At 68.2% G+C, this 26,891-nt stretch carries 21 protein-coding genes; 9 read left to right on the forward strand and 12 right to left on the reverse strand.

The features are described from left to right. Positions 1-29 precede the first annotated feature (29 nt). From dxs to dut, 5 genes are all read right to left on the reverse strand, one after another. A complete protein-coding gene (gene dxs, locus D3230_RS08715) occupies positions 30-1,964 on the reverse strand; it encodes a 1-deoxy-D-xylulose-5-phosphate synthase (RefSeq protein ID WP_202344644.1) in 1,935 nt (644 codons plus the stop codon). Between the two features lie 196 nt (positions 1,965-2,160). Further along, a complete protein-coding gene (gene acnA / locus D3230_RS08720) occupies positions 2,161-4,848 on the reverse strand; it encodes an aconitate hydratase AcnA (RefSeq protein WP_202344645.1) in 2,688 nt (895 codons plus the stop codon). Between the two features lie 62 nt (positions 4,849-4,910). Next, positions 4,911-5,714, reverse strand: coding sequence for a DUF3159 domain-containing protein (locus D3230_RS08725; RefSeq protein ID WP_202344646.1), 804 nt, complete (start codon positions 5,712-5,714; stop codon positions 4,911-4,913). Beyond that, positions 5,711-6,418 (reverse strand): DUF3710 domain-containing protein, encoded by a 708-nt coding sequence (locus D3230_RS08730; RefSeq protein ID WP_202344647.1) that lies wholly within the window; start codon positions 6,416-6,418, stop codon positions 5,711-5,713. Before D3230_RS08730 ends, D3230_RS08725 begins: the two co-directional genes overlap by 4 nt. Before the next feature lie 77 nt (positions 6,419-6,495). Next, positions 6,496-6,933 (reverse strand): dUTP diphosphatase, encoded by a 438-nt coding sequence (gene dut, locus D3230_RS08735; protein ID WP_202344648.1) that lies wholly within the window; start codon positions 6,931-6,933, stop codon positions 6,496-6,498. A 102-nt stretch (positions 6,934-7,035) separates the two neighbouring features. Here dut and D3230_RS08740 point away from each other — a divergent pair, with 102 nt between their 5' ends. Beyond that, on the forward strand, positions 7,036-7,524 hold the full coding sequence (locus D3230_RS08740) for a DUF3093 domain-containing protein (RefSeq protein ID WP_202344649.1): 489 nt from the start codon (positions 7,036-7,038) through the stop codon (positions 7,522-7,524). Between the two features lie 340 nt (positions 7,525-7,864). On the opposite strand, the gene D3230_RS08745 is transcribed toward D3230_RS08740, so the two are convergent. Continuing rightward, on the reverse strand, positions 7,865-8,152 hold the full coding sequence (locus D3230_RS08745; RefSeq protein ID WP_087010670.1) for a DUF4193 domain-containing protein: 288 nt from the start codon (positions 8,150-8,152) through the stop codon (positions 7,865-7,867). Between the two features lie 210 nt (positions 8,153-8,362). Here D3230_RS08745 and sepH point away from each other — a divergent pair, with 210 nt between their 5' ends. Then, a complete protein-coding gene (gene sepH / locus D3230_RS08750) occupies positions 8,363-9,661 on the forward strand; it encodes a septation protein SepH (protein ID WP_202344650.1) in 1,299 nt (432 codons plus the stop codon). 12 nt (positions 9,662-9,673) lie between these two features. Here sepH and D3230_RS08755 read toward each other — a convergent pair whose 3' ends face one another. Then, the gene (locus D3230_RS08755; protein WP_202344651.1) at positions 9,674-10,912 is read right to left on the reverse strand and encodes an alkaline phosphatase family protein; all 1,239 of its coding nucleotides are present in this window, start codon (positions 10,910-10,912) and stop codon (positions 9,674-9,676) included. Between the two features lie 10 nt (positions 10,913-10,922). Here D3230_RS08755 and D3230_RS08760 point away from each other — a divergent pair, with 10 nt between their 5' ends. Continuing rightward, on the forward strand, positions 10,923-13,373 hold the full coding sequence (locus D3230_RS08760; RefSeq protein ID WP_202344652.1) for a DNA gyrase/topoisomerase IV subunit A: 2,451 nt from the start codon (positions 10,923-10,925) through the stop codon (positions 13,371-13,373). A 48-nt stretch (positions 13,374-13,421) separates the two neighbouring features. Here D3230_RS08760 and D3230_RS08765 read toward each other — a convergent pair whose 3' ends face one another. Further along, the gene (locus tag D3230_RS08765; protein WP_202344653.1) at positions 13,422-14,345 is read right to left on the reverse strand and encodes an EamA family transporter; all 924 of its coding nucleotides are present in this window, start codon (positions 14,343-14,345) and stop codon (positions 13,422-13,424) included. 539 nt (positions 14,346-14,884) lie between these two features. Continuing rightward, positions 14,885-17,005, reverse strand: a complete 2,121-nt coding sequence (locus D3230_RS08770; RefSeq protein WP_202344654.1) for a DNA gyrase subunit B — start codon at positions 17,003-17,005, stop codon at positions 14,885-14,887. 208 nt (positions 17,006-17,213) lie between these two features. Between D3230_RS08770 and D3230_RS08775 the strand changes: the two genes are divergently transcribed. Beyond that, complete coding sequence (locus D3230_RS08775; protein ID WP_202344655.1) at positions 17,214-17,435, forward strand: DUF7455 domain-containing protein; 222 nt, start codon at positions 17,214-17,216, stop codon at positions 17,433-17,435. Positions 17,436-17,591: 156 nt separating this feature from the next. On the opposite strand, the gene D3230_RS08780 is transcribed toward D3230_RS08775, so the two are convergent. Further along, positions 17,592-18,878, reverse strand: a complete 1,287-nt coding sequence (locus D3230_RS08780; RefSeq protein ID WP_202344656.1) for an RNA polymerase sigma factor — start codon at positions 18,876-18,878, stop codon at positions 17,592-17,594. A 207-nt stretch (positions 18,879-19,085) separates the two neighbouring features. Beyond that, a complete protein-coding gene (locus D3230_RS08785; protein ID WP_202344657.1) occupies positions 19,086-20,024 on the reverse strand; it encodes a PAC2 family protein in 939 nt (312 codons plus the stop codon). A 222-nt stretch (positions 20,025-20,246) separates the two neighbouring features. Between D3230_RS08785 and lpdA the strand changes: the two genes are divergently transcribed. Both lpdA and sucB read left to right on the forward strand, forming a co-directional pair. Continuing rightward, a complete protein-coding gene (gene lpdA, locus D3230_RS08790) occupies positions 20,247-21,620 on the forward strand; it encodes a dihydrolipoyl dehydrogenase (RefSeq protein WP_202344658.1) in 1,374 nt (457 codons plus the stop codon). A 45-nt stretch (positions 21,621-21,665) separates the two neighbouring features. Beyond that, positions 21,666-23,423, forward strand: coding sequence for a 2-oxoglutarate dehydrogenase, E2 component, dihydrolipoamide succinyltransferase (gene sucB, locus D3230_RS08795; RefSeq protein ID WP_202344659.1), 1,758 nt, complete (start codon positions 21,666-21,668; stop codon positions 23,421-23,423). A gap of 33 nt (positions 23,424-23,456) precedes the next feature. Here sucB and D3230_RS08800 read toward each other — a convergent pair whose 3' ends face one another. Beyond that, on the reverse strand, positions 23,457-23,885 hold the full coding sequence (locus tag D3230_RS08800; RefSeq protein ID WP_202344660.1) for a hypothetical protein: 429 nt from the start codon (positions 23,883-23,885) through the stop codon (positions 23,457-23,459). Between the two features lie 179 nt (positions 23,886-24,064). Here D3230_RS08800 and D3230_RS08805 point away from each other — a divergent pair, with 179 nt between their 5' ends. The 3 genes from D3230_RS08805 (at position 24,065) to glnA (ending at position 26,719) form a co-directional block, all read left to right on the forward strand. Beyond that, on the forward strand, positions 24,065-24,751 hold the full coding sequence (locus tag D3230_RS08805; protein ID WP_087010690.1) for a DUF4191 domain-containing protein: 687 nt from the start codon (positions 24,065-24,067) through the stop codon (positions 24,749-24,751). Positions 24,752-24,754: 3 nt separating this feature from the next. Next, positions 24,755-25,183 (forward strand): RDD family protein, encoded by a 429-nt coding sequence (locus D3230_RS08810; RefSeq protein WP_202344661.1) that lies wholly within the window; start codon positions 24,755-24,757, stop codon positions 25,181-25,183. Between the two features lie 111 nt (positions 25,184-25,294). Continuing rightward, the gene (glnA, locus tag D3230_RS08815) at positions 25,295-26,719 is read left to right on the forward strand and encodes a type I glutamate--ammonia ligase (RefSeq protein WP_202344662.1); all 1,425 of its coding nucleotides are present in this window, start codon (positions 25,295-25,297) and stop codon (positions 26,717-26,719) included. The last annotated feature ends 172 nt before the right edge of the window (positions 26,720-26,891 follow it).

Genomic DNA, 26,891 nt, shown 5'->3' on the forward strand with positions numbered 1-26,891 from the left:
CCGTGGACCGCGCCGCCCCGCCATCGGGGTTACGCGCTCGCCTGCGGTCGCGGCTCGGGCCGCGCGATCGGGATCTTGACCCCGCGCACCTGTGCGGACGCGTCTGCCGCGATCCGTTCCGCGGTCAGGCCCGCGTCCGCGAGCAGCTCCTCGCGGCTCGCGTGTTCGGGGAACTCGTCGGGGGTCCCGAGCTCGCTCACGGCGGTATCCACCTCGGCGTCGCGCAGCGCCTGCCGGATCCGGGTCCCCACACCGCCGACGCGGATCCCGTCCTCGATGCTGATCACCAGGCGGTGCGAACGGGCCAGCTCGACGACGGAATCCGCCACGGGCACGACCCACCGCGGGTCGATCACGCTCGAGGAGATCCCCTGCGCCTCGAGCAACGCGGACGCCTCAAGCGCAATGGCTGCCATCGGGCCCACGGTGACGAAGAGCACGTCGCGCTCTTCGACCTCCGGCGGCACCTCGCGCAGCACGTCGACCCCGTCTGCGGTCCGCCGGATCGCGGGCAGCGGCTCACCCACGGAACCCTTCGGGTAGCGCACGACCGTCGGGCCATCGTCAATCGCGGTCGCTTCGCCGAGCAGCTCACGCAGCGTCGCCTCGTCGCGCGGGGCGGCGATCCGGATCCCCGGAACCACCTGCAACGTCGCGAGATCCCACACGCCGTTGTGACTGGCACCATCGGGGCCGGTCAGGCCGGCACGATCCAGCGCGAACGTCACGCCGGCACGGTGCAGGGCGACGTCCATGAGCAGCTGGTCGAAGGCACGGTTCATGAAGGTGGCGTAGACGGCAACCACCGGGTGCAGCCCGCCGTAGGCGAGGCCCGCGGCGCTCGTCACGGCGTGCTGCTCGGCGATGCCCACGTCATACACCCGGTTCGGGTGCTTCTCCGCCATCGCGTCGAGGCCCGTGGGAGCGAGCATCGCCGCCGTCAGTGCCACGATCCGCTCGTTCTCGTCGGCGAGCTCGACCATCCGCTCGCGGAACACACCGGTCCAGCTGCGTCCCCGAGACACGGAAACGGGTTCCCCGTTGCCGGGGTTGATCTGACCGACCGAGTGGAACTGATCCGCCTCGTCGTTCTCCGCGGGGGCGTAGCCGCGCCCCTTCTCCGTGATGACGTGGACGAGCGTGGGCCGGCCGTAGCCTTTCGCCTGTCGCAGCACCTCTTCGACGGCGACGAGATCGTGGCCGTCGACCGGGCCCAGGTACTTGATGTCGAGGTTGGAGTACAGGTGCTCGTTGTTGCTCGCGCGGCTGAGGAAGCCGTGCAGCGCGCCGCGCGCACCGCGATAGATGGTGCGGCCGGGGCGGCCGAAGCGGGAGAACAGCTTCTCGCTGCCCTCCTGAAGGTCACGGTACGTTTCCTTCGACCGGACGGAGTTCAGGAAGCGCGCCATCCCGCCAATGGTCGGTGCGTACGAGCGCCCGTTGTCGTTGACGACGATCACGAGGTTGCGGTCGTTGTCATCGGTGATGTTGTTGAGCGCTTCCCAGGTCATCCCCCCGGTAAGCGCGCCATCGCCGACGAGCGCAACCACGTGCCGATCCGCCTGTCCCGTCTGGTGGAACGCGCGGGAGATCCCGTCGGCCCAGCTCAGCGAGCTCGACGCGTGCGAGCTCTCCACGATGTCGTGTTCGGACTCACTGCGCTGCGGGTACCCCGCGAGGCCCCCGCGGCGACGCAGCATCTCGAAGTCACGCCGACCCGTCAGGAGCTTGTGCACGTAACTCTGGTGCCCGGTGTCGAAGACGATCGGGTCACGGGGCGATTCGAAGACGCGATGCATCGCGATGGTGAGTTCCACGACGCCCAGGTTCGGCCCGAGATGTCCGCCCGTCTTCGCGACCTCGGCGATCAGGAACTCTCGGATCTCGGCCGCCAGCGACCGGCATTGCTCGGGTGTGAGGGCGTCGAGATCTCGTGGCCCGTCGATTCCGTCCAGGATCGCCACCCGAACACCTCCCCTTCGGCCCCGTACCGGTAGCGCCGGGGCATCCCCACAGTCTACCCGCAGCGGCATCCCCTGATCGCCCACCGCGGACACTCGGGCACCGTTCGGGTCATGCGCGGGGCCGCCGCCCCTCCCAAAGGAACGGCTGAGGCCCGGGTGCGTCTGCACCCGGGCCTCAGCTCATCACGCGTGTGGCTTAGACCAGCGAACGCAGCACGTACTGCAGGATGCCGCCGTTGCGGTAGTAGTCCGCCTCGCCCGGGGTGTCGATGCGCACGATCGCGTCGAAGGAGACGACGCTGCCGTCTTCCTTCGTGGCGGTGACGGCGACCGTCTTCGGGGTAACGCCCTCGTTCAGCTTTGTGACGCCGGAGATCTCGAAGGTCTCCGTACCGTCGAGACCGAGCGAGTCGGCGCTCTCACCGGCGGGGAACTGCAGCGGCAGCACGCCCATGCCGATCAGGTTCGAGCGGTGGATGCGCTCGAAGCTCTCGGTGATGACGGCCTTCACGCCCAGCAGACGCGTCCCCTTGGCTGCCCAGTCGCGCGACGAACCGGAGCCGTACTCCTTGCCGCCCAGGACCACGAGCGGCACCCCGGCCGCCTGGTAGTTCTGCGAGGCGTCGTAGATGTACGACTTGGGGCCGCCCTCGAGCGTGAAGTCGCGGGTGAAGCCACCCTCGACACCGGCACCATCGTTCTCAGCCGCGAGCAGCTGATTGCGCAGGCGGATGTTCGCGAAGGTGCCACGGATCATGACCTCGTGGTTGCCGCGACGCGAGCCGTAGGTGTTGAAGTCGCGGACCGCGATACCGTTCTCGATCAGGTACTGACCGGCCGGGGTCTCCGCGCGGAAGCTGCCTGCGGGGCTGATGTGGTCGGTCGTGACCGAATCGCCGAGCTTCGCCAGCACGCGCGCCCCGGAGATGTCCGTGACGGGCACCGTCTCGAGCGTCATGCCCTCGAAGTAGGGGGCCTTACGCACGTAGGTGGACTTCTCGTCCCACGCGAAGGTGTTGCCGTCGGGGGTGGGGAGCGAGGTCCAGTGCTCGTCGCCGTCGAACACGGTGGCGTACTTCGAGGCAAACATGTCCGAATCGATCGACGCGTCAGCGATCTGCTGCACCTCGGTCGGGTCCGGCCAGATGTCGCGCAGGAAGACGTCGTTTCCGTCCTGATCCTGGCCGAGGGCCTGGGTCTCGAAGTCGAAGTCCATAGTGCCGGCAAGCGAGTACGCGATCACGAGCGGGGGGCTCGCGAGGTAGTTCATCTTGATGTCCGGGTTGATGCGACCCTCGAAGTTTCGGTTGCCCGAGAGGACCGCGGTGACGGCGAGGTCGTTGTCGTTGACGGCCTGCGAGATCTCCTCGTTCAGCGGACCGGAGTTGCCGATGCAGGTGACGCAGCCGTAGCCGACCGTGTAGAAGCCGAGGGCCTCGAGATCCTGGTTCAGGCCGGACTTCTCGTAGTAGTCGGTGACGACCTTGGAGCCGGGTGCCAGCGTCGTCTTGACCCAGGGCTGCGCCTTCAGGCCCTTGGCGACGGCGTTGCGTGCGAGCACGCCTGCCGCGAGCATCACCGAGGGGTTCGACGTGTTCGTGCAGGAGGTGATCGAGGCGAGGGTGACCGCGCCGTGATCCAGCTCGAACTCGTTGCCGGCCTGATCCTTCACCTTGGCGGGGTTCGCCGCGGCGGCGTAATTCTTGAGATCGGTCTCGAACTGCGTCTTCGCGGAGGTAAGTTCGATGCGATCCTGCGGGCGCTTCGGGCCGGCGATCGACGACACGACGGTGCCGAGGTCGAGCTCGAGGTACTCGCTGAACTCGGGCTCGACGGCCGGGTTGTGCCACATGCCCTGTGCCTGGGTGTAGGCCTTGATGAGCTCGATCTGCTCTTCGCTGCGACCGGTGAGGCGCAGGTAGTCAAGCGTCACGTCGTCCACGGGGAACATCGCCGCGGTCGAGCCGAACTCGGGGCTCATGTTGCCGATGGTGGCGCGGTTGGCGAGCGGCACGGAGCCGACGCCCTCGCCGTAGAACTCGACGAACTTGCCGACCACGCCGTGCTGGCGGAGCATCTGCGTGATGGTGAGCACCACGTCGGTTGCCGTCACGCCCGCGGGGATCTTGCCCGAGAGCTTGAAGCCCACGACGCGCGGGATCAGCATGGAGATGGGCTGGCCGAGCATTGCCGCCTCGGCCTCGATGCCGCCCACGCCCCAGCCGAGCACGCCTAGGCCGTTTTCCATGGTGGTGTGCGAGTCGGTGCCGACGCAGGTGTCCGGGTACGCCTGCAGCGTGCCCTCGACGGTGCGCGTGAACGTGACGCGGGCCAGGTACTCGATGTTGACCTGGTGCACGATGCCGGTCCCCGGGGGGACGACCTTGAACTCGTCGAAGGCACCCTGACCCCAGCGGAGGAACTGGTAGCGCTCACCGTTGCGCTGGTACTCGATCTCCACGTTGCGGGCGGCCGCGCCGGCGCTGCCGTAGACGTCGGAGATCACCGAGTGGTCGATGACCATCTCGGCGGGTGCGAGCGGGTTGATTTTGTCGGGCGTGCCACCCAGATCGACCACGGCCTCACGCATGGTGGCGAGGTCGACCACACAGGGCACGCCCGTGAAGTCCTGCATGATCACGCGCGCGGGCGTGAACTGAATCTCGGTATCCGGTTCCGCGGAGGAGTCCCAGCCGCCCAGCGCCTCGATGTGCGCCTTCGTGACGTTGGCACCATCTTCGGTACGCAGCAGGTTCTCCAGCAGCACCTTGAGGCTGTACGGCAGACGCTCGTGACCTGGGACCTTGTCGATCCGGTAGATCTCGTATTCCTGCTCGCCGACGGCGAGGGTGCTCTTCGCGTCGAAGCTGTTGACGGCTCCCATGAGGCTCCTCCAATTTATCTCGATGTCAAGATAACTCTACACCGAAATTCTGGACGCTGCCGTCACTCCGGAGGGGCTGACTGCCCAATGCTCCCAACACTATCGGGCCGGGAATCATCAGATGATTTGGTCACGCGCCGCACCCCGAACCAGGTCACCACAATGACTGCAACAAAGAGCGGCGTGCCCATCACGATCCGCGCCGTGCCGAGCGCCGCAACCTGCTCCGAAAGATACATCGGCAGCTGCACGGCGAGTCGCGCCACGAACATGGCGAGCCAGAGCAGCGTGAGCAGCGTGCCCACGCGCTTCAGACGCAGCTCGCGGCGCCACCCCTTCAGATCCCCGCGCAGGAATCCGATGACCAGGCCGATCGCCGGCCACCCCACCAGCAGCGAGATCAACAGTCCGAGAGACCAGGCCGCGTTCACCACAAAGCCCCACAGGAAGTAGTCGACGCCCCGGCCCGTCACGAGCGTGATCAGCACGGCGATCCCCACACCCAACATGCCCGACAGCGCGGACACCGGGGTTTCCCGACGCACGAGCCGGATCACGAACAGGATCACGGCCAGCACGCCCGGAATGACCGCGGCGAGCCGGGCATCCTGCGTCGGCACATAGATCCCGAGGAAGAGCAGGCTCGGCAGCAGCGTCTCGGCGACGCCCCGCCACCCCCCGATCGCGGCGAGCACGCTCTGCGCGGAGAGCTCCTCCCCCGCAACGCCGGCCTGCACGGCGCGCGCCATGCCCCCCAGGCGGCCGAGCCGATCCGAATCTGCGCCCGCCTCGTGTGGCTCGGGCGCAGCAGCCACGCCGTCGCCGACGGGCGCCTGCTCGGGATCCTGCGGGGCGGCGGCACTCACGCGGGCTGCGCCCCGCCCTGAGCCTGCCCGGGGTTCGGCTGGCGCTGGGCCTGCACGCCCTCGGGCACGCGGAGCGGCAGGAGCTCGCTCGGCGGCATCGGCTGGTCACCACGGACCACGACCAGCTCCCGGAACAGATCGAGGACGCGCTCGCGCACCGCCGCGTCCGTCGCGGCCTTCCCCATGATCACGCCACGAAGCATCCAGCGCGGGCCATCAACCGCAATAAACCGCACCTGTCGCGCGCCGCCCTGATCCGCCGCGGCCGGGGTCTCGACGAAGAGCTCGGGCCCGAGCGGACCGGTCTCCTCCGTCGCCGTGCCGCCCTGCGAGGTCATCTGCTGCGCGAGATCCGCGCGCACCCCGTGCCACAGGCCCGTCGTCTTCGGCGCGGCAAACGCCTGCACCTGGAGCAGCGACTCCTGATACTCGAGCGAGACCGCGACCACGCGGTTGGCGCGTTCGTCAACCTCTAGGCGGAGCTGCAGCCCCTCACGGGGGGCCACCTTGATGCCGCCCAGGTCCACGTAGGGACGCATCGCGGGCACCTCGGAGACGTCGAACGGCCCCTGAGTGTCGCGATCCGCGGGGGCCGACTTTGCGTCGTCAATCTCCTCCGGGCCGCCCTCGTGCAGCTCGACCGCGTCTGCGCCGCTCGACACTTCCGATTCGGGTGCGTCCTGTTCGCGCTTCTCGTCGCTCATACTCGCCTTACTCCTTGATTGCGCCCCGCGGGGCTCCGTACTCATCGCTCACGCCGCCCACTGCGGCGCGCCACAACCTAGCCCCGAACCCCGGTCGATCCGAAGCCGCCGCTACCCCGCACACTGTCCGGAAGTTCGGCCACCGGCGTAAACACCGCCCGGGAGACCGGCATGATGATCACCTGGGCGATGCGATCGCCCGGTTCAACGACAAAGGTCTCGCGCTGATCCGTGTTCAGCAGCGTCACCTTGATCTCGCCGCGGTAGCCCGCGTCGACCGTCCCCGGGGAGTTCACGACCGTGATGCCGTGCTTCGCCGCGAGCCCGCTACGGGGCACCACGAACGCGGCGTAGCCCTCGGGCAGCGCAATCGACACCCCCGTGCCGATGAGCGCGCGTTCGCCCGGCGCGAGCGTCGCTCCCTCCGCGGCCATCAAATCGGCCCCGGCGTCACCCGGATGGGCGTAGCGCGGCGGGGTGTCGGCAAGGATCGGGATTTCTACAACGTCGGTCACTCCGCCAGGGTATCGGATCAGAGCGCGGCTCGGCCCGCAGAATCACTGATGTCCGCCGCACACTCAGGTCTTCTCTGGGTGACACAGAGGATAATGGACCCCATGACGAGCGACGTTCCCGCCTCACCGGCGGCCCCCGCATCCCCGGCCCCGCAGAGCTACCGCGAGCGGCTGATCCCCGGACCGGGCATGTTCCTGGCGCTGCTACTGCTCCTTCCCGCGGTCGCGCTGGTGTTCACCCCCATCAACGCATCGATCGCCATCCCCGCGGGCATCATCGTCTACCTCATCGCAGCCGTCACGCTGCTGTTGCTCGCCCCGACCATCCGCGTCGTGGGCGACCGCCTGATCGCCGGCCACGCCGAAATCCCGGTCGGACAGCTCGGCGAGATCGAGCTCCTCGGTGCCGAGGGACTCCGCGCTGCGATCGGGCCCGGCCTCGACGCCCGCAGCTACCTGCTGGTCCGCGGCTGGATCCATCGCGGCGTGCGGATCACGAACATCGATCCGGCCGATCCCGCGCCGTACTGGATCCTGACCACCCGGCACCCGCAGAAACTCGCGACGGTGATCCGCGCCGCCCAGGCGTAAACGCCACAAAACTTCCGCCGGCACGACAACCACGGAGGGCCCGGGTGCGGGAGGTCTGGATTCCAGACCTCCCGCACCCGGGCCCTCCGTGTGTGTTCCGTGAGTGTGTGTGCCCCCACCGAGCACGGTCCCCGACGCGCGAGCGAAGCCTCCGGTCAGTGCACTCCTCGCGCAGTGGCGCGAGCGCAGAATGCGGTCAGACGCTTCGCGTCTTCCCTAGGAGCACTCCTCGCGCAGTAGCGCGAGCGCAGAATGCGATCAGACGCTTCGCGTCTTCCCTAGGAGCACTCCTCGCGCAGTAGCGCGAGCGCAGAATGCGGTCAGACGCTTCGCGTCTTCCCTAGGAGCACTCTGCGCAGATCGGACCGAGGTCCGTCTGGTGGTCCATCTGGGAACGGTGACGAACGAGGAAACAGTTCACGCAGGTGAACTCATCGTCCTGCTGCGGGAGGACAACAACGTCCAGCTCAACATCGGAAAGGTCCGAACCACCCAGGTCGAAACTGGGGTTGTCCGCGTCCTCCGAATCAAGGCCAGACGCGCCCTTTGCGGGGCCGCGCTCTTTCAGAGCCTCAATGGAGTCGGCTTCCTCTTCGGACTTCCTGGGGGCGTCGTAATCAGTGGCCATTCTCTCCTGCAATCTCGTGCCGCGTGTCGGCACCTCAACCATCGAGCGGCCACAGTCTGCCGCAAGAGTGCCCGTTCGCGCAAACTCTAGCCCGGGGAGTTCTCTGTACGCGAAACGTGCGGGGGCGAAGTTTCTCCCGCGCCGCGTCAATCCAGCGCCGTGGCGGCGAGATGTGCCACCCTGGTTCGCGAGCGAGGAAGGGATGCGCCCATGGATGAATTGCGCTTTGTGCGACGCGAGGATCAGACCCTCATCGTCGCAAACGATGCCGACCAGGAGTTCCGACTCGTCGTTGACGACGCGATCCTGAGCGAGCTCCGATCCCTGAGCCGACGGGACAAGCCCGCGGGCAAGGTTCGACCGCGCGAAATCCAAGCGTTGATCCGCTCCGGCAAGACCCGCGCCCAGGTGATGGCCGAGACCGGCCTCGACGAGGCCGACATCGAACGCTACGAAGAGCCCGTGCTCGCCGAGCGACGCTACATCCTTGAGCGCGCGCAGGCGGTCCCGGTGCGCACCGAGGCGCACACCGATACCGAAGAGCGGTTCGGCGCGGTCATTCAGGAGCGCCTCATCACGCTCGGCGCGGACGCGAGCGAGTGGGCGTCCTGGCGTGACGAGGAGGCCGGCTGGATGGTGAGCCTCGAGTTCATCTCCCGTGACGTGGCACACCGGGCCGTGTGGTCGTTCGAGCACCGCAAGGGCACGCTCTCCCCCATCACGCCCGACGCGGTGACCCTGTCCAAGCAGGGCGACGTCGGCGACCGCCTCATCCCGAAGCTGCGCGCCGTCGACACGGGGGACGCCCCCAGCCGCTTCGACTCCGGCGCCTTCGACACCGACAGCGTCACACCCGCGGCACAGCCCGAAGACGCCGCAGAGACCGAGCCGCAGTCCGGTGATGCCGAGCCGGCCGAGTCGAACGCCACCGAAAGCGCTGACGCCGTGTACGAGCGCCGCCGCGAGATCGATCAGCGCGCCATCAAGACGAACGAGACGCAACCGGTCGACCTGAGCCAGACCGCTGACCTGCTCGACGCCCTGCGCCGACGCCGTGGGGAGCGCGACCAGGAGCACCGCGCTGCCGCGCTCGCGGATCTCTCACCCGCGAGCGCGTCGGGCGAGTCGACCGACGACGCGGGCGACGCGGCGGAGGCCGCCCCCGAGACCGACGCCCCCGTCGAGCCCGCCCCCGGCGCACGAGCCCGAAGCATCTGGGGTGCCAGCGGGGTCAGCGGTTCCGCACCGCCGCTCGGGGCCCGTCGGGATGCCGCGTCGGCCGATCCGTCACGTGCGGGCGATGCGCGCCGTCCCGGGGCGAGCGATACCGAGCCGCTGCCGGGTGCCCGGCTTCCCGAGACACCGAAGTTCCGTGCCGTGCCGCCCGCGGACGCGCCCGCACCCCCCGCCGAGGAACCGGCGGGCAAGCCGAGCAAGAAGGGTCGGGCGTCAATCCCCAGCTGGGACGACATCCTCTTCGGCACGCGCAGCGACGACGACCCGAGCTAGCGGCGACCCGGGCTAACGCCCTGCTGCTGCCCCGGCCACCGTGGCCACGGTCGCGGCAAAGCCGGTGCCCGCGAGCGCTCCGCCGAGGGCCAACGGGACCCCGCGCTCCTCGTCACTGAATGAGCCGTGCTGGCCGATCATGGCGTGCGCGCCCGCGGTGTCGGTGCTCAGCGTGTACGCCACGCGCTTCCTCGCGGCGATCATCACGTCGCCAAGCCGATCCGCCACTCCCGCCGCCATCGGGCCGAACATCCCCGCCGCGATCGCCTCGTCGCGGGTGAATACCCAGGCGCGATCCCCCTCCGCGTCGGCCCAGCGGTCGCGGACGGCGGATGGATCGACATCGGCTTCCAGGTAGAGCGAGCGAAACCGGGGCTCGCCGCCGATCAGGGTCACCCCCTCGAGCAGCTCCGGTGCCGAATCGAGGAGCACGTGCTGCGCGGGAGCCACGTCCACGATGCCGTGGTCCGCCGTGACCGCCAGGCCCACGTGTCCGGGGAGCGTGCGGAGGAATCCGTCAAGTGCGGAGTCGAGCTGTTCGAGGCGCCGCACCCACTCTGCGCTCTCCCAGCCGTACTCGTGCGCGGCGCGGTCGAGCTCGTCGACATAGAGATACATCACCGTGGGCTCACCCGTGCGCAGCGCCTGCGAAGCCAGCGCGAAGCGGTCGTCGATCCGCTGCCCGGCGAGGTACTCGGCACCGCTCAGAATCGCTTCGGTGAGGCCCCCGCTCGCGTGCGCGGGGCGACCGATCGTGACGGTGCGCGCGCCGAGGCGGCGCGCCAGCGGGAACAGGGGCTCGGCGCGTTGCCACGAGCGACGATCCGGGATCTGGTCCCACTCGCTCAGCGTCGTCACGAGTCCGAGTTCAGGGTGGCGGATCCGGTAGCCGACGAGCCCGTGCGTTCCGGGGAGGCGCCCGGTGGTGATCGTGGTCAGCGCGGCGCCCGTGGTCGACGGTGCCACGGTCTCGATCCGGCGTTGTGGCAGGCCGGCCAGCGTGGGCGCGTGCCCCTTGCGCGCGCGCAGATTGGCGTGTCCGAGCCCGTCAACAACGAGCATGACGAACGATCGCAGTTCGGGGAGCGCGTCCCCCTGCAGCGGGACACCGCTCAGCTCGTGCGTCGCTCCCCCGAGCGCGGTGGCGAGTGTCTCGGACGGGTCGTGGCCGAGCCCTCGGGCGACGGCGGCGATGCCGCTTGGCAGAATTGCGGCAAGCCTCGCGCCGTTGTCGGCAGCTGTCGGTAGCATGATCTCCATTATGACCGAATCGCCCCGTGCACCCCACGAGATCGACGGCGAACGCATCGAGGACATCGACATCTCCCAGGAGATGGAGGGTTCGTTCCTCGAGTACGCCTACTCCGTGATCTATTCGCGCGCCCTGCCCGATGCCCGTGACGGGCTCAAGCCGGTGCAGCGCCGCATTCTCTACATGATGGACGACATGGGCCTCCGGCCCGACAAGGGTCACGTCAAGTCGGCCCGCGTCGTGGGCGAGGTGATGGGCAAGCTGCACCCGCACGGCGACTCGTCGATTTACGATGCCCTGGTGCGGATGGCGCAGAGCTTCAACATGCGGCTCCCACTGGTGGACGGTCACGGCAACTTCGGCTCACTCGACGACGGCCCCGCCGCCTCCCGGTACACCGAGGCCCGGCTCGCGGGCGCGGCGCTCGCGATGACCGACTCGCTGCACGAGGACGTCGTCGATTTCGTGCCGAACTACGATAACCAGCTCATGCAGCCCGAGGTATTGCCCTCCGCGGTCCCCAACCTGCTGGTGAACGGGGCGAGCGGCATCGCCGTCGGCATGGCGACGAACCTGGCACCGCACAACCTCATCGAGGTCGTGGACGGCGCAAAGCATCTGCTGCACCATCCGAAGGCCACGGTTGAGGAACTCATGGAGTTCATTCCCGGGCCGGATCTGCCGGGTGGCGGAACGATCGTGGGCCTTGACGGCGTGAAGGATGCGTACCGGACCGGGCGCGGGGCGTTCCGTACCCGGGCGAAGGTCGCCGTCGAGCAGCTGGGCCCGCGCCGCACCGGACTCGTGGTCACCGAGCTGCCCTATCTCGTGGGCCCCGAGCGGGTCATCGAGAAGATCAAGCAGGGCGTCGAAGCGAAAAAGCTCTCCGGCATCGCGGACGTCGCGGACCTCACGGACCGCAAGAACGGGCTGCGCCTCGTCATCACCCTGAAGACCGGCTTCGCTCCCGAAGCCGTGCTCGAACAGCTCTACCGATACACGCCGCTTGAGGATTCCTTCAGCATCAACTCGGTCGCGCTCGTGCAGGGGCAGCCGCAGACCCTGGGACTGCGTGAAATGCTCCGCGTGTTCCTCGATCACCGGCTCGACGTCATCACGCGTCGCTCGAAGCACCGGCTCGCCAAGCGTCGCGATCGTCTGCACCTCGTCGAGGGGTTGCTGATCGCGATCCTTGATATCGACGAGGTGATCCAGCTCATCCGCACGAGCGATGACTCGGAGACCGCGCGCACCCGGCTCATGCAGGTGTTCGACCTCTCGGAGGCGCAGGCCGAGTACATTCTCGAACTGCGGCTGCGGCGGCTGACGAAGTTCTCCCGCGTCGAGCTCGAGGCAGAGCGTGACGAGTTGAACGCGGAGATCGCAAAACTGCTCGAGATCCTCGGCAGCGATGCTCGGTTGCGGAAGGTGGTCGCCGACGAACTCGATCAGGCCGCCGCGGCCTGGGGCACGCCTCGGCGCACCCTCCTGACCGGCGCCGTGGTCCGCCCCACGCGCGCGGCGGCGGCGTCGGCGTCCCTGCAGGTCGCGGATTCCCCGTGCACCGTGCAGGTGTCGGCGACGGGGCGCGCGCTCCGCATCGATCGCGATCCCGATGCGCCGGAAACGCCGCGTGGTGCCTCTCGCGCGACCAAGCACGGCGCGGTCCTGGCGAGCGTCGAGGGAACCGTACGCGGCGAGTTCGGGGCGGTGCTCTCCGACGGTACGCTGCACCGGTTCACCCCCGTCGATCTTCCCGTGGTGCCCGCCGCCAGCGTCGCGTTCTCCGCGGGCGTGAAGCTCACGGAGTATCTGGGCCTCAGTGGCACGAAGCTCCGGGTGGTTGGCGTCGTGCCCCTCGACCAGGAACAGCCCGTGGGTCTGGCCACCGCGCAGGGGGTCGTCAAGCGGGTGGTCCTGACCGACCTTCCCGCAAAGCCCGAGTTCGAGGTGATCGGGCTGAAGGCCGGCGATCAGCTGCTCGCCGCGTTCCCCGCGCCCGACGGCAGCGAGTTCGCCTTGGTGACGAGCGACGCGCAGCTCCTCCGATTCGACGCCGGATCGGTGCGGCCCCAGGGGCGGCCTGCCGGCGGCATGGCCGGGATTCGACTCGGAGCGGACGCGCGCGTCGTGTTCGCGGGTGCCGTGCCCGCGGACGCCGAGGCGCGCGTCGTCACGGTCGCGGACAGCTCCATCACACTGCCCGGCACCGACGTCGCCACCGCGAAGGTGACCGACTGGGCGGAGATTCCCCCGAAGGGGCGCGCCACCGGCGGCGTGCGGATCCAGCGTTTCCTGAAGTGGGAAGATCAGATCGCGTGCGCCTGGGTCGGGACCGGTGAGCCCCGCGCCCTCGCGGCGGACGGTGCCGCGAGAAAGCTTCCGAGTGAGCTCGGCAAGCGCGACGGCTCCGGGCAACCGATCGACGGCGCGGCCGCGTACATCGGCGCGGCCCCGTAGGCCGCATCGTCGGCGTCCCCCCATCGCGGGGACGCCGACGATGAGCCGTTACAGGCCGATGAGCACCACGCCGGCGACCACCACGATCGCGGCGAGGATCCGCAGCACCGGACGCGACTCCCGGAAGCGCCAGACGCCGTAGAGCCCGACCAGGATGACGCTGACCTCGCGCACCGGCGCAACGAGCGAGACGGGGGCGATGGTGACGGCGGTGAGGACCAGGACGTAGGACAGCGGCGACAGCACGCCGAAGGCGAGCAGCGCCCGCCAGTTCGCGCGCAGCTCGGGCAGCAAGCGCCTGAGTCCATCGCCCGCGCCACCCCGCACCAGCGCGAGGGTGAAGAACGGCACCTCCCCGAGCGCGCAGCCCACCATGAACGCCACGGGGCTGACGCCCCACTCGGTCACCACAAACGTGTCCCACAGCGTATAGGCCGCGATCGCGGTGCCCGTGAGGACGCCATAGCCGATCGACGGGTCCACGCGGCCGAGCCGCCCGGCGGCGCCCCGCTGCGTGGAGTCCCGGTGGGCGCGGCCCCGCCCGCGGGCCTCACGCCCCAGGAGGCCGAACCCCACCACGCCCACGAGGAGCACGCCGATTCCGAGCAGCGCCACGGGGCCGGGACGTTCCCCGAGCACCAGCACGGCGACGAGCACGGTCAGCAGCGGCCCCGAGCCGCGCGCCGTGGCGTACACCGTCGAGAGCTCGCCCCGGGCATAGCCCCGCTGCAACACCAGCATGTAGGCGACGTGCAGCACGCTCGACACGGCGATCCCGAGCAGCAACTCCCGCACGCCCGCGCTCCCGATCCCCCCGGTCACCGGGATCAGCCCGGCCCAGAGGACGGCGGAACCGAGTGACGCCCACCACAGGAACGGGATGCCCGATCGGCTTGCGCCGTGCGCGATGATGTTCCATGCCGCGTGGGCCACGGCGGCGGTGAGGACGAGGAGGAGCGCGGTGAGCGACATGCGGGGAACCTTCTGAACGCCGCGGGCGCGACGAACGGGTTCCTCCAGGCTTTTGTCCGTTCAGATGACGCCGCGTCACGAGAAGCGGCGTGGTGTCGCTCGGACCAGGCGGACGTCGAGTCCCGGAACCCTAGACACTGTCAAGACGAGCCTAGCAGGTGCCGCACAGTCTTCCTCCCGCACGGTCGGCCCCCACAGTCCCCCGCATGGCTTCCCGGCACCCCAGCAGCCCGGCGGCCCAGCAGCGGCAACCGAAACCACGGAGATCCTGCGACGCGGCCCGGTTTTCGGCAAAGAATCTCCGAGGTTTTCGTGAATCTCCTACGGTTTGAGTGACGTACGGACGGCGCGAGCAGCACGATCCCGCAGTGATTCCGGGAGCCCCCTCACGCAGCACCGGCCCTGCCGCACACGGGCGCTCAGATTCCCGCTCGGGCCGGGGCTCACGCCCAACCCGAGGGCCCATCGGGCGTCGGCGCCGAGCCGTCATCGAGACACTTCGCTCCGATGCCGGCCCCACGCTGCGTGAGAGGCGCGCCTTAGGCGTCGATGCGCTCGCGATCCAGGTCGTCAGCGTTCTCGATGATGAACTCCTTGCGGGGTGCCACCTCGTTGCCCATCAGCAGCTCGAACACCTGCGAGGCCGCGTGAGCATCCTCGACGCGCACCCGCCGCAGGGTGCGGTGCTCCCGATCCATGGTGGTCTCCGCCAGCTGATCGGCGTCCATCTCGCCGAGCCCCTTGTACCGCTGGATCGGTTCCTGGTACTTTTTCCCGCGCTTGCGCAGATCGGCGAGGAGCGCGTTCAGCTCACGCTCGCTATAGGTATAGATCACGTCGTTGGGCTTGCGCCCCGAGTTCTGCACGATGACGCGGTGGAGTGGCGGCACAGCGGCATACACACGCCCGGCCTCCAGCATCGGGCGCATGTAGCGGAAGAACAGGGTGAGCAGCAGGGTGCGGATGTGCGCGCCGTCGACGTCGGCGTCGCTCATCAGGATGACCTTGCCGTAACGGGCCGCCTCCAGGTCGAAGTCGCGGCCGGATCCCGCGCCGATGACCTTGATGATGGCACCGCACTCGGCGTTGCTCAGCATCTCGGCGACGGACGCCTTCTGCACGTTCAGGATCTTGCCGCGAATGGGCAGGAGGGCCTGGAACTCGCTGTCGCGCGCGGGGCGCGCGGTTCCGAGGGCGCTGTCGCCCTCGACGATGAAGATCTCCGTCTCGGCCACATTCTTCGAGCGGCAGTCGATCAGCTTTGCCGGGAGCGAGGAGCTCTCGAGCGAGCTCTTGCGCCGCGCGGTGTCGCGCTGGGCCCGCAGGGCGATGCGCGCCTTCATCTCCGAGACCATCTTCTCGAGCAGCGCGCCCGTCTGGGCTTTGTCCTGTTTCTTGGTGGACTCGAAGCGCTCGGTGAGCCCCGTCGTCAGGGCTTTGGAGACGATCTGCCGCACGGCTGCGGTACCGAGCACCTCTTTGGTCTGGCCCTCGAACTGCGGCTCGGGCACGCGCACCGTGACCACGGCGGTGAGTCCGGTCAGGATGTCGTCCTTCTCCGGCTTATCACTGCCCGACTTGAGTTTGCGCGCGTTCGTCTCGATCTGCTTTCGGAAGAACTTCGTGAGCCCCTGCTCGAAGCCGGTCAGGTGCGTGCCGCCCTTCGGCGTCGCGATGATGTTGACGAAGCTTTGTACGGCGGTGTCGTAGCCGGTGCCCCAGCGCAGCGCGATGTCGACCTCGCACTCACGCTGTACCTCGCGGGACACCAGGTGTCCGGTCTCCTCGTCCATCACCGGGACCGTCTCGGTGAAGGTGCCCGAGTCGGTCACCCGCCAGGTCTCGGTGAGGGGCGCATCGACGGCAAGAAATTCGACGAACTCCGACAGGCCGCCCTCGTAGGCGAACCGGTGCACCTGCGGTGCACCCGACTCGTCGAGCGACTCGGCGCGCGCGTCCGTGATCTCGATCGCGAGGCCGGGCACGAGGAATGCGGTCTGTCGGGCCCGTGCCGTGAGCGACTCCGGCTCGAACTGCGCGGTGGCGAGAAAAATCTGCGGATCCGCCCAGTAGCGCACGCGCGTCCCGGTGACGCCCTTCTTCACCTTTCCGACGACGCGCAGCTCGGACGAGTCCTCGAACGGCGTGAAGGGACTGTCCGGGCCTTCGCCCGCAAAGGTCCCCGGCTCACCGTGTCGGAACGACATAGCCCAGGTCTTGCCATCGCGGTCGACCTCAACGTCGAGGCGCGAAGACAGCGCGTTCACCACGGACGCGCCCACCCCGTGCAGGCCGCCGGAGGACGCGTAGCCGCCCCCGCCAAACTTGCCGCCGGCGTGCAGCTTCGTAAACACGAGTTCCACCCCGGAGAGGCCGCTCTTCGGTTCGACGTCGACCGGAACACCACGGCCGTTGTCGGCGACGGTCACGCTGCCGTCGGCGTGCAGGGTGATCCCGATCTCGTTCCCGTGGCCGGCGAGGGCCTCGTCGACGGAGTTGTCGATGATCTCCCACAGACAGTGCATCAGGCCACGCGAATCGGTCGTGCCGATATACATGCCGGGTCGCTTCCGCACCGCCTCGAGCCCCTCGAGAACGGTGAGATGACGCGCGGAGTAGCTCGACTCCGCGGGCTTCCCGGCTGATTTCTGCGTCGCCACGTGCTGGGGTCCCCTCTGTTTACTGACTCCCCTACCCTAATCGAGGCCACCGACAAACCCGGTGTCCCGCACCGTCGAGCGGCAAAGCGCGCCGCACACGGCGCGCGACGGTACGCGGTGAGCGAACCCGGAGGCCTCCAATGGGGTATTCACGGGGAGAACGTGTTTGGATAGTAGCAATCGAACGAAAGATGAACGGGAGGTCGACATGACGACTATCGAGCAGGATCGGACCACCACGGTCGATGCCGCGGATCGCCCGCTCAGCGCGCTTGACCGCTGTGACAGCTGCGGCGCACAGGCCTACGTGCGCGCGACACTGAGCGGAAGCGAATTGCTGTTCTGCGCACATCACGCAAACAAGCACGAAGCCAAGCTTCGCCCCATGGCGGAGTCCTGGCACGACGAGAGCCACAAGCTGAACGCGTAACCCACGCGCAGCTACAGAACCCCCGGGCGGATCATCCGCCCGGGGGTTCTCTGCGTGTGCGGCCCGGGACACCGGGCCGGGGTGCACACGCGAACGGGGCCCCGGACCGCCGAAACAGTCCAGGGCCCCGCGCACGCCATCCGCGAGCTTGACGGCCTACTCGAGGTAGTCGCGCAGCTGCTGGCTGCGCGAGGGGTGCCGCAGCTTCGCCATCGTCTTCGACTCGATCTGACGGATCCGCTCGCGGGTCACACCGAAGGTGTCACCGATCTGGTCCAGCGTCTTCGGCATGCCGTCGCCCAGACCAAAGCGCATCCGGATCACGCCGGCCTCGCGCTCGGACAGGGAATCGAGCAGCTGCTCCAGCTGCTGCTGCAGCATCGTGAAGCCCACCGCGTCTGCGGGGACCACGGCCTCGGTGTCCTCGATGAGGTCGCCGAACTCGCTGTCGCCGTCCTCGCCGAGGGGCGTGTGCAGCGAAATCGGCTCGCGGCCGTACTTCTGCACCTCGATGACCTTTTCGGGGGTCATGTCGAGCTCGCGGCTGAGCTCCTCGGGGGTGGGCTCGCGGCCCAGGTCCTGCAGCATCTGACGCTGCACGCGGGCGAGCTTGTTGATGACCTCGACCATGTGCACCGGGATACGGATCGTACGTGCCTGGTCAGCCATGGCGCGCGTGATCGCCTGGCGAATCCACCAGGTCGCGTAGGTCGAGAACTTGAAGCCCTTGGTGTAGTCGAACTTCTCGACCGCGCGGATCAGGCCGAGGTTGCCCTCCTGGATCAGATCCAGGAACTGCATGCCGCGACCGGTGTATCGCTTCGCCAGCGAGACGACGAGCCGGAGGTTGGCTCCCAGCAGGTGGCTCTTCGCACGCTGCCCGTCGCGAGCCACCCACTTCAGCTCGCGCTCGAGCTTCTTGGGGAGGCCCTTCTCAGTGCCGAGCTTCTCCTCGGCGAACAGGCCCGCCTCGATCCGCATCGCGAGCTCGACCTCTTCGGCCGCGTTCAGCAGCGCGACCTTACCGATCTGCTTCAGGTAGTCCTTCACCGGATCCGCCGTCGCGCCGGGGATGAGCGTGGTGACGGTCGGAACGTCCTCTTCCTCGCTCGCCTTCAGCACGATGGCACCCGTGGGAAGCGGTTCCGTGATCGTCGGCGCCGGCTTTTCTTCCTCCGGCACCTCCTCGATCTCGGGCTCGTCGTCCTCGAACTCGGCGTCCGCAGCCTTCTTCGCGGCCGCACGCTTGGTGACGGGCTTCTTAGCGGCAGCCTTCTTCGGGGCTGCCTTCTTCGCCGGAGCCTTCTTCGCGGCTGGCTTCGTTGCCGACGCGGGAGTGTCCGTGTTCTCCTCGGCAGTCTCCGCCGACACGAGTGCGGCGTCCTCAGCCGCCGTCGCGCGGGAAGAGCTTGCACGAGCCTTGGGGGTGGATGCAGTTGCCACGCAGCCGCCTCTCTGTTTCGAAATGTCGCGCTGTGTCGCCGACGAAACGCCGCCGAGTGCTCACAGCATGAAAACCCATGTCAAGCCCGAACGATTTTCACAAGCGGAAAACACATTCGGATTGAATGGGTTGGTCCCTTCTATTATTGCACGGTCAGACCCGGCAAGCTGACCATCGCCGACACCCGCGCGCCGACCGCTGCCCGACTATGCGCCGGGAAACTCCCCCGCCTCCGAGTCACCTTCGGACTGCTGCTCAGCGAGGAAGCGTTCCAGCTCGCTGGCGATCTGATCGGCGGTCGGGATCGAGCCGTCCTCGCTCATCAGCGGGGACCTCGTGGTTTTGTCCTCCATGTACGCGTCGTATCGATGCTCGAGCGTGCGCACCATCTCGAGGGACTCCGCGTTCTCTGCGAGCTGGGCGTCCAACTGCGCGTCGAAGCGGCGGGACGCCTCGCGCACCTCGTCGGTGGCGAGGATCAGCCCGGTCGCGGACATAATGCCGTCGAGCGCAGCACGGAGCGCCTCCGGGTACTCCGTGTTCGCCAGATAGTGCGGGATCAGAAGCGCGAAGCCCGCGACCTCTTCACCGAGGCTATGGAGCCGGTACTCGAGCACGTGCGCTGCGGAGGCCGAGAGTTTGGTCGTGGGCCGCCACACAGACTTCGCCTCGATCAAGTCATCGCGTGAACCACTCACCGTCACGGAGAGCGGTCGCGTGTGCGGCACGGGCATCGGGATCGCGTGCGACCACACCGTGATCGACACCTCGAACTCGTGCACGAGGAGCAGCACGGTGTCGATGAAGTGCTCCCACCGGAAATCTGGCTCGTACCCGCTGAGGAGCAGGAACGGAGACCCGAACTCGTCGCGGCCGAGGCTCAGGCTGAGCTCCTCGGGCGAATAGTCGGTGAAGTGATCCTCTTGGAAGGTGATGATCGGCCGGCGTGCCCGATAGTCGAGAAGCATGTCCGCGTTGAAGCGCAGCACCTCTTCGGGTGCGTAGCGCCGCCAGAGGTACTCCTCAAGTTGCGAAATCGCGTTTCCGGCATCCGTCAGGCCCTGCATCGCGACGATCAGCGGCAGACCCCGCGGCACCGTCGCCCGACGCTCGGCGTACTCGGCGGAAAAGATCGATTCAGTCACGCCCCCAGTCTACGAAAATCGGCGGAAAAATAGGTGATTCTCGTCACGCCCGCAGCGAACCCCCTATTCCCCGGACCCGCCACCGGGAGCGGCGGATCCGCCACCCTGCGACCCGCCTGCGCACCAGCCACTTTCCGTGGCCGCGGGTGTAGGGTTGGGGAGGGTACGCCCGCTCACTCGCGGACGCCCATTTCCATTGCGCATAACCGAGGGAGACCCCACTTGGCCGAACAGCAGTTTGACATTGTCGTCCTGGGCGGCGGCAGCGCCGGATACGCGACCGCGATCCGAGCTACGCAGCTTGGACTCAGTGCCGCAGTGATTGAAAAAGACAAACTGGGCGGCACCTGCCTGCACCGCGGCTGTGTCCCCACGAAAGCGCTTCTGCACGCTGCGGAGATCGCAGACGTTGCGCGGAGCGGCGAGTCGTACGGCATCCTCTCGTCTGTTGCCGGTGTCGACATCGCCAAGGTGAACAGCTACCGGGAGAACCTGGTGGCTGGAAAGCACAAGGGCCTGCAGGGCCTGTTGAAGGCAAACAAGATCACGGTGATCGAGGGCGAAGGCCGCCTCGTCGCCGCGAACACGGTTCAGGTCGGCGATGACCGGATCGTGGGCAAGCACGTGGTGCTGGCGTCGGGATCGTACTCCCGGTCCCTTCCGGGCTTGGAGATCGGCGGCCGCGTCATTACGAGCGAGCACGCGCTGGAGCTGCAGGAGATCCCGGGGCGCGTCGCGATCCTGGGCGGCGGCGTGATCGGCGTCGAGTTCGCGAGCGTCTGGCGTTCGTTCGGTGCCGAGGTGACCATCATCGAGGGCCTGCCCCACCTCGTTCCGAACGAGGAAGAGTCGGTCTCGAAGCAGCTCGAGCGCGCGTTCCGCAAGCGCGGAATCGATTTCAAGCTGGGGGTCCGGTTCCAGTCGGTCAGCCAGGATGCGAACAGCGTCACCGTGAACCTCGAGGACGGCACCGTCGTGAACGCGGATTACCTGCTCGTCGCCGTGGGCCGCGGCCCAGCGACGCAGGGTCTCGGTTACGAAGAGGTCGGGATCGAGATGGATCGCGGGTTCGTGCTCACCAATGAGCGCCTCGCCACGAACGTCCCCGGCGTCTACGCCGTCGGCGACATCGTGCCCGGCCTGCAGCTCGCCCACCGCGGCTACCAGCAGGGCGTGTTTGTCGCCGAGGAGATCGCCGGTCTCGCACCCGTGATCGTCGAGGACGTGAACATCCCGAAGGTGACCTACTGTGACCCCGAGATCGCGTCGGTCGGCCTGACTGAGGCAAAGGCGAAGGAACAGTACGGCGACGCCAACGTCACCAGCTACGAGTACAACCTCGCGGGCAACGCGAAGAGCTCCATCCTCGGGACCGCCGGATCCGTCAAGGCGGTTCGCGTGGTCGATGGCCCCGTCGTGGGTGTCCACATGATCGGCGCTCGCGTGGGCGAGCTCGTCGGCGAGGCACAGCTCATTGTGAACTGGGAGGCCTACCCGGAGGATGTGGCACCGTTCATCCACGGCCACCCGACGCAGAACGAAACCATCGGCGAAGCCATGCTGAAGCTCGCCGGCAAGCCGCTCCACGCGATCTAATCGCCGCGGCACACACAGATACGCAACGAAACGGAGAAATGCACGATGAGTGAATCGGTGGTCCTCCCCGCACTGGGCGAGAGTGTAACCGAGGGGACGGTGACTCGTTGGCTCAAGAACGTGGGCGACACCGTTGAGGTCGACGAGCCGTTGCTCGAGGTCTCGACCGACAAGGTCGATACGGAGATCCCCTCCCCCGTTGCAGGCGTTATTCAGGAAATCCTCGTCCAGGAGGACGAGACCGCAGAGGTCGGCGCGGTGCTCGCGGTCGTCGGTGACGGCGCAGCCGCCCCCGCCGCCGAGGCACCCGCCGCCCCCGCACAGGCAGAAGCACCGGCCGCGCCCGCAGAGCCGGCCGCAGCCGCAGAGCCCGCCGCAGCCGCAGAGCCGGCACCGGCACCGGCAGCCGCCGCTGCCCCCGCCGGCGACGGCGAGGATGTGGTTCTGCCCTCGCTCGGCGAGAGCATCACCGAGGGCACCGTGACCCGCTGGCTCAAGAACATCGGCGACACCGTCGAGGTCGACGAGCCGCTGCTCGAGGTGTCCACGGACAAGGTCGACACCGAGGTCCCGTCGCCCGTCGCGGGCGTGCTCCAGGAGATCCTGGTGCAGGAAGACGAGACCGTCGAGGTCGGTGCCGCACTGGCACGCATTGGGTCGGGAGCCGCACCCGCGGCAGCACCTGCCGCACCGGCACCCGCAGCAGAGCCCGCAGCAGCCCCGGCTGCACCCGCGGCAGCTCCTGCCGCACCCGCGCCCGCGGCAGCCCCGGCTGCACCGGCGGCAGCACCGGCAGCAGCACCGGCAGCAGCACCCGCACCGGCGGCGGCACCCGCAGCACCCGCAGCAGCACCCGCACCGGCCCCGGCTGCTCCCGCAGCAGCCCCCGCGGCGGCGTCGGCTTCCGGCTACGTCACCCCGATCGTGCGCAAGCTCGCGCACGAGCGCGGCGTCGACCTCGCCACGGTCACCGGCACCGGTGTGGGCGGCCGAATCCGCAAGGAAGACGTGCTCTCGGCCGCTCCCGCTGCGACCGCCACCTCTGCCGCGGCTCCGGCTGCTGCCGCGCCCGTCGTGGAGGTCTCCCCGCTCCGGGGCACCACGCAGAAGATGAGCCGCCTCCGCAAGGTCATCGCGGAGCGCGCCGTCGCCTCGCTGCAGGGCACGGCCCAGCTCACCACCGTGGTCGAGGTGGACGTCACGAAGGTGGCGCAGTTCCGTCAGGCGAAGAAGGACGAGTTCCTCGCCAAGACCGGTTCGAAGCTCTCCTTCCTGCCGTTCTTCGCCCTGGCTGCGGCCGAGGCGCTGCGCACCTACCCGATCATCAATGCCACGGTGGAGGGCGACCAGATCGTCTACCCCGATACCGAGAACATCAGCATTGCGGTCGACACCGAGCGTGGCCTCCTCACCCCGGTGCTGCGCACCGCGGGCGAGAAGAACCTCGCGCAGATCTCGAACGAGATCGCGGATCTGGCCCAGCGCACGCGTGACAACAAGCTCACGCCTGACGAGCTCAGTGGGGGCACTTTCACCCTCACGAACACGGGCTCGCGCGGCGCGCTGTTCGACACGCCGCTCGTCTTCCTCCCGCAGGTCGCCATTCTCGGCACCGGCGCGGTCGTGAAGAAGCCCGTGGTCGTGTCGGGCCCCGAAGGCGACGCCATCGCGGTCCGCTCCACGGTGTACCTGGCACTGTCGTACGATCACCGCATCGTTGACGGCGCGGACGCCGCTCGCTTCCTCACGCAGGTGCGCACGCGCCTCGAGGCCGGCGACTTCGCGGGGAACCTCGGCTTCTAAGCCATTCCCTAACGCACCGGAGGCCGTGGCCGCTCAGCTGAGCGGCCACGGCCTCCGGCCTGTGTTCGGCGCTTCCGCCGAGTCCGGCCACGCACCCGCGGCCCCTCCGGGATGCCCCGGGCCGCGTGGCGTGATCCGCGCCCGAATCGCCGCACGCCACGCGTCCAGCGCCCCGTCGGGGTGCCAGGCGGTGCCCCACTCGCCGATCTCCGAGACGGCCGCATCAGCCGCCTCCTGCAGGAGCATCGCCGCACCCCGGTGACCCGATCGCCGGAGGAGGCGCGCGATCCGCGGCAGCGGCACGCCGAGCGCCGCACACGACCGATCATGGCGGTGCCTTCCGGTGGCCGCGGCCTGGGCCAGACACTGTCCCGACGAGCGCGCCCGGATTCCCTGTTCCCCCAGCCGTTCGAGTTCAGCCGCAAGCCGCGCCCCCGCACCGCGGTGATGCTCCTGGATCATGCCCGCACCGCCTCTCTCGGTCCCAGGCTCGCACACCCGCCCCGTGGTTCACCGTGCGGCGCCGAGTCATCCACAGGGCGGCCGCGTCACCCGCCGCGCACACCCGCTGTGAGCGAACCGCGAAGCCCGCTTACGCGCCGCGTTCCTGGACACCCGACGAACGCGATACTCTAGATGTCATGGCAGAGAAGGTGAAGCGGAACGGCCGCATCAAGCAGATGATTGAGGTCTATCGGACCACGAAGGTCCATGACCGGAATCTCCCCTGGGTGCTGCTGCTCGTGTTCATCGCGCCCGTTGTGGTCTCGGTGCTGCTCGCGTGGCTGATCCCCGGAAGCTGGTTCGGCTGGGTGCTGTGGCCCCTGACCGGCCTCCTGGTCGGTCTCCTCCTCGCGATGATCGTGCTCGGGCGTCGCGCAGAGAAGATGGCATACCAGCAGATCGAGGGCCGGCCGGGCGCGGTGGGTGCCGTGGTCCAGGGCGCGCTGCGCCGCTCGTGGCGCGGTTCCGAGGTCCCGATCGCGATCAACAAGAACCAGGACGCGGTGTACCGAGTCGTCGGGCGCGGTGGCGTGGTCCTCATCTCGGAGGGCTCGCGCAGCCGCACGCAGCGTATGGCCGCCGAGGAGGAGCGGAAGCTCAAGCGCGCGCTGCGCAACGTCGAGGTCGTGCACCTCTATGTCGGCCCGGACGGGGACGGCGTCCCCCTGCCGCAGCTCTCCAAGACGCTCGTCAAGCTGAAGCCGAAGCTCAACCGCAACGAGGTTGCCGCCGTGTACAACCGGCTCTCCTCGCTGCAGGCGACTCCCGTCGGGATCCCGAAGGGGATGGACCCGAATCGCGTTCGCCCGCAGCGTCCCCGCTAAGCAATGTCCGCTTCCAAACCGCAACGGTTCGGCGACCTCGAACCCAGCGCCTGGCCGGGCGAACGGCTCGGACTCCCCGAGTCCGGGCCGCGCTCGGTGGGGCGGATCGGCCGCCGCTTCCTCGCGCTCTTCGTGGACTGGGGCCTGGCCGCACTTCCCGCGTTTATGCTGATCGGCGGCCCGAACGCCAGCTTCTGGAATCTGCTGTTCTTCGCGCTGATTCAGATCGTGTTTATCCCCACCATCGGCGGCTCGATCGGGCACCGACTGCTGGGCATGCGGGTCGTCCCCATCGCGGGGGGTTGGGTCGGCTTCTGGCGGCCCATCGTGCGCACCGCGTTGCTCTGCCTGGTGATTCCGCTGCTGGTGTGGGATTCGGATCAGCGCGGATTCCACGACAAGATCGCCGGCACTGTCCTGGTACGGGGGTAACACACTCTGTAACACTCGTGAAACACGAGAATCACGCGATGGAAACTCAGCACGCATAGGCTTGATGTAAGCGAACGGTGCCGGATCGGCACACCAGCAATGAGGAGCAGCATGTTCACCACCCCGCAGGAAGTCATCGATTTTATCAAGGAGACCGACGTCAAGTTCGTCGACATCCGGTTCACCGATCTCCCCGGGGTGCAGCAGCACTTCAACATCCCCGCGGCCACCGTGGACGACGATTTCTTCGAGGTCGGTCAGATGTTTGACGGCTCCTCGATCCGCGGTTTCGTGGGCATCGCCGAGTCCGATCTGCAGCTGATCCCCGACGTGACCACCGCGTACATCGATCAGTTCCGCATGGAGCGCACGCTGATCGTGATCTGCGACATCTTCAACCCGCGCACGGGCGAGATCTTCTCGAAGGATCCCCGCCAGGTCGCGAAGAAGGCCGAACAGTACCTGGTCTCCACGGGCATCGCGGACACCGCGTTCTTCGCCCCCGAGGCGGAGTTCTACATCCTTGATTCGGTGCGCTACGAGAACAGCCCGCAGCACACCTTCTACGAGATCGACTCCGAGGAGGCGCATTGGAACTCGGGTCGCGCGGACGAGGGCGGCAACCTCGGCAACACCACGCCGGAGAAGGGCGGCTACTTCCCCGTCTCCCCCGTCGACAAGCAGGCCGATCTGCGCGACGACATCTCGCTCCGCCTCATCGAGGCTGGCCTGCAGCTCGAGCGCTCGCACCACGAGGTCGGCGCCCCCGGGCAGGCCGAGATCAACTACCGCTTCGACACCATGGTCAACGCGGCGGACGACGTGCTGAAGTTCAAGTACATCGTCAAGAACACCGCTGAGATGTGGGGCAAGACCGCCACGTTCATGCCGAAGCCGGTCCTCGGCGACAACGGCTCGGGGATGCACACGCACATGTCGCTGTGGTCCGACGGCGAGCCCCTGTTCTACGACGAGAACGGCTACGCCGGCCTCTCCGATATCGCGCGCTGGTACATCGGCGGTATCCTGCACCACGCACCCGCGCTGCTGGCCTTCACGAACCCCACGATCAACAGCTACCGACGCCTGGTCAAGGGCTACGAAGCGCCCGTGAACCTCGCCTACTCGGCGGGCAACCGCTCGGCCGCGATCCGTATCCCGCTCACCGGCTCGAACCCGAAGGCGAAGCGTATCGAGTTCCGCGCTCCCGACGCGTCCGGCAACCCCTACCTCGCGTTCGCCGCGCAGCTGATGGCGGGCCTCGACGGGATCCGGAACCGGATTGAGCCGATGGAGCCCATCGACAAGGACCTCTACGAGCTGCCGCCCGAGGAGGCAAAGAACATCCCGCAGGTCCCGAGCTCGCTCGAGGCGGCGCTCGAGGCGCTCGAGGCGGATCACGACTTCCTGCTCGAGGGCGGCGTCTTCACCGAGGAGCTGATCCAGACCTGGATCGACCTCAAGAACGAGACCGAGATCGCGCCGATGGCGCTGCGCCCGCACCCGTTCGAGTTCCAGCTGTACTACGGGGTGTAAGCTCCCGGCGGCCGAAACGGCCCCGGGCTCCCTCCCCGAAGCGCCCCGCACGACGCAGCGTCGTGCGGGGCGCTGTACTGTCCGGGCCAGCCTCCGCGACCTCGTCGCCCGCCGCCGCGCAGCGTGTGCGAGACACACGTAGGCGCGAGGACGCACGCGTAGATCCCGCGCT

This window comes from Leucobacter chromiireducens subsp. solipictus, from assembly GCF_016758195.1.
Lineage (GTDB): Bacteria > Actinomycetota > Actinomycetes > Actinomycetales > Microbacteriaceae > Leucobacter > Leucobacter solipictus.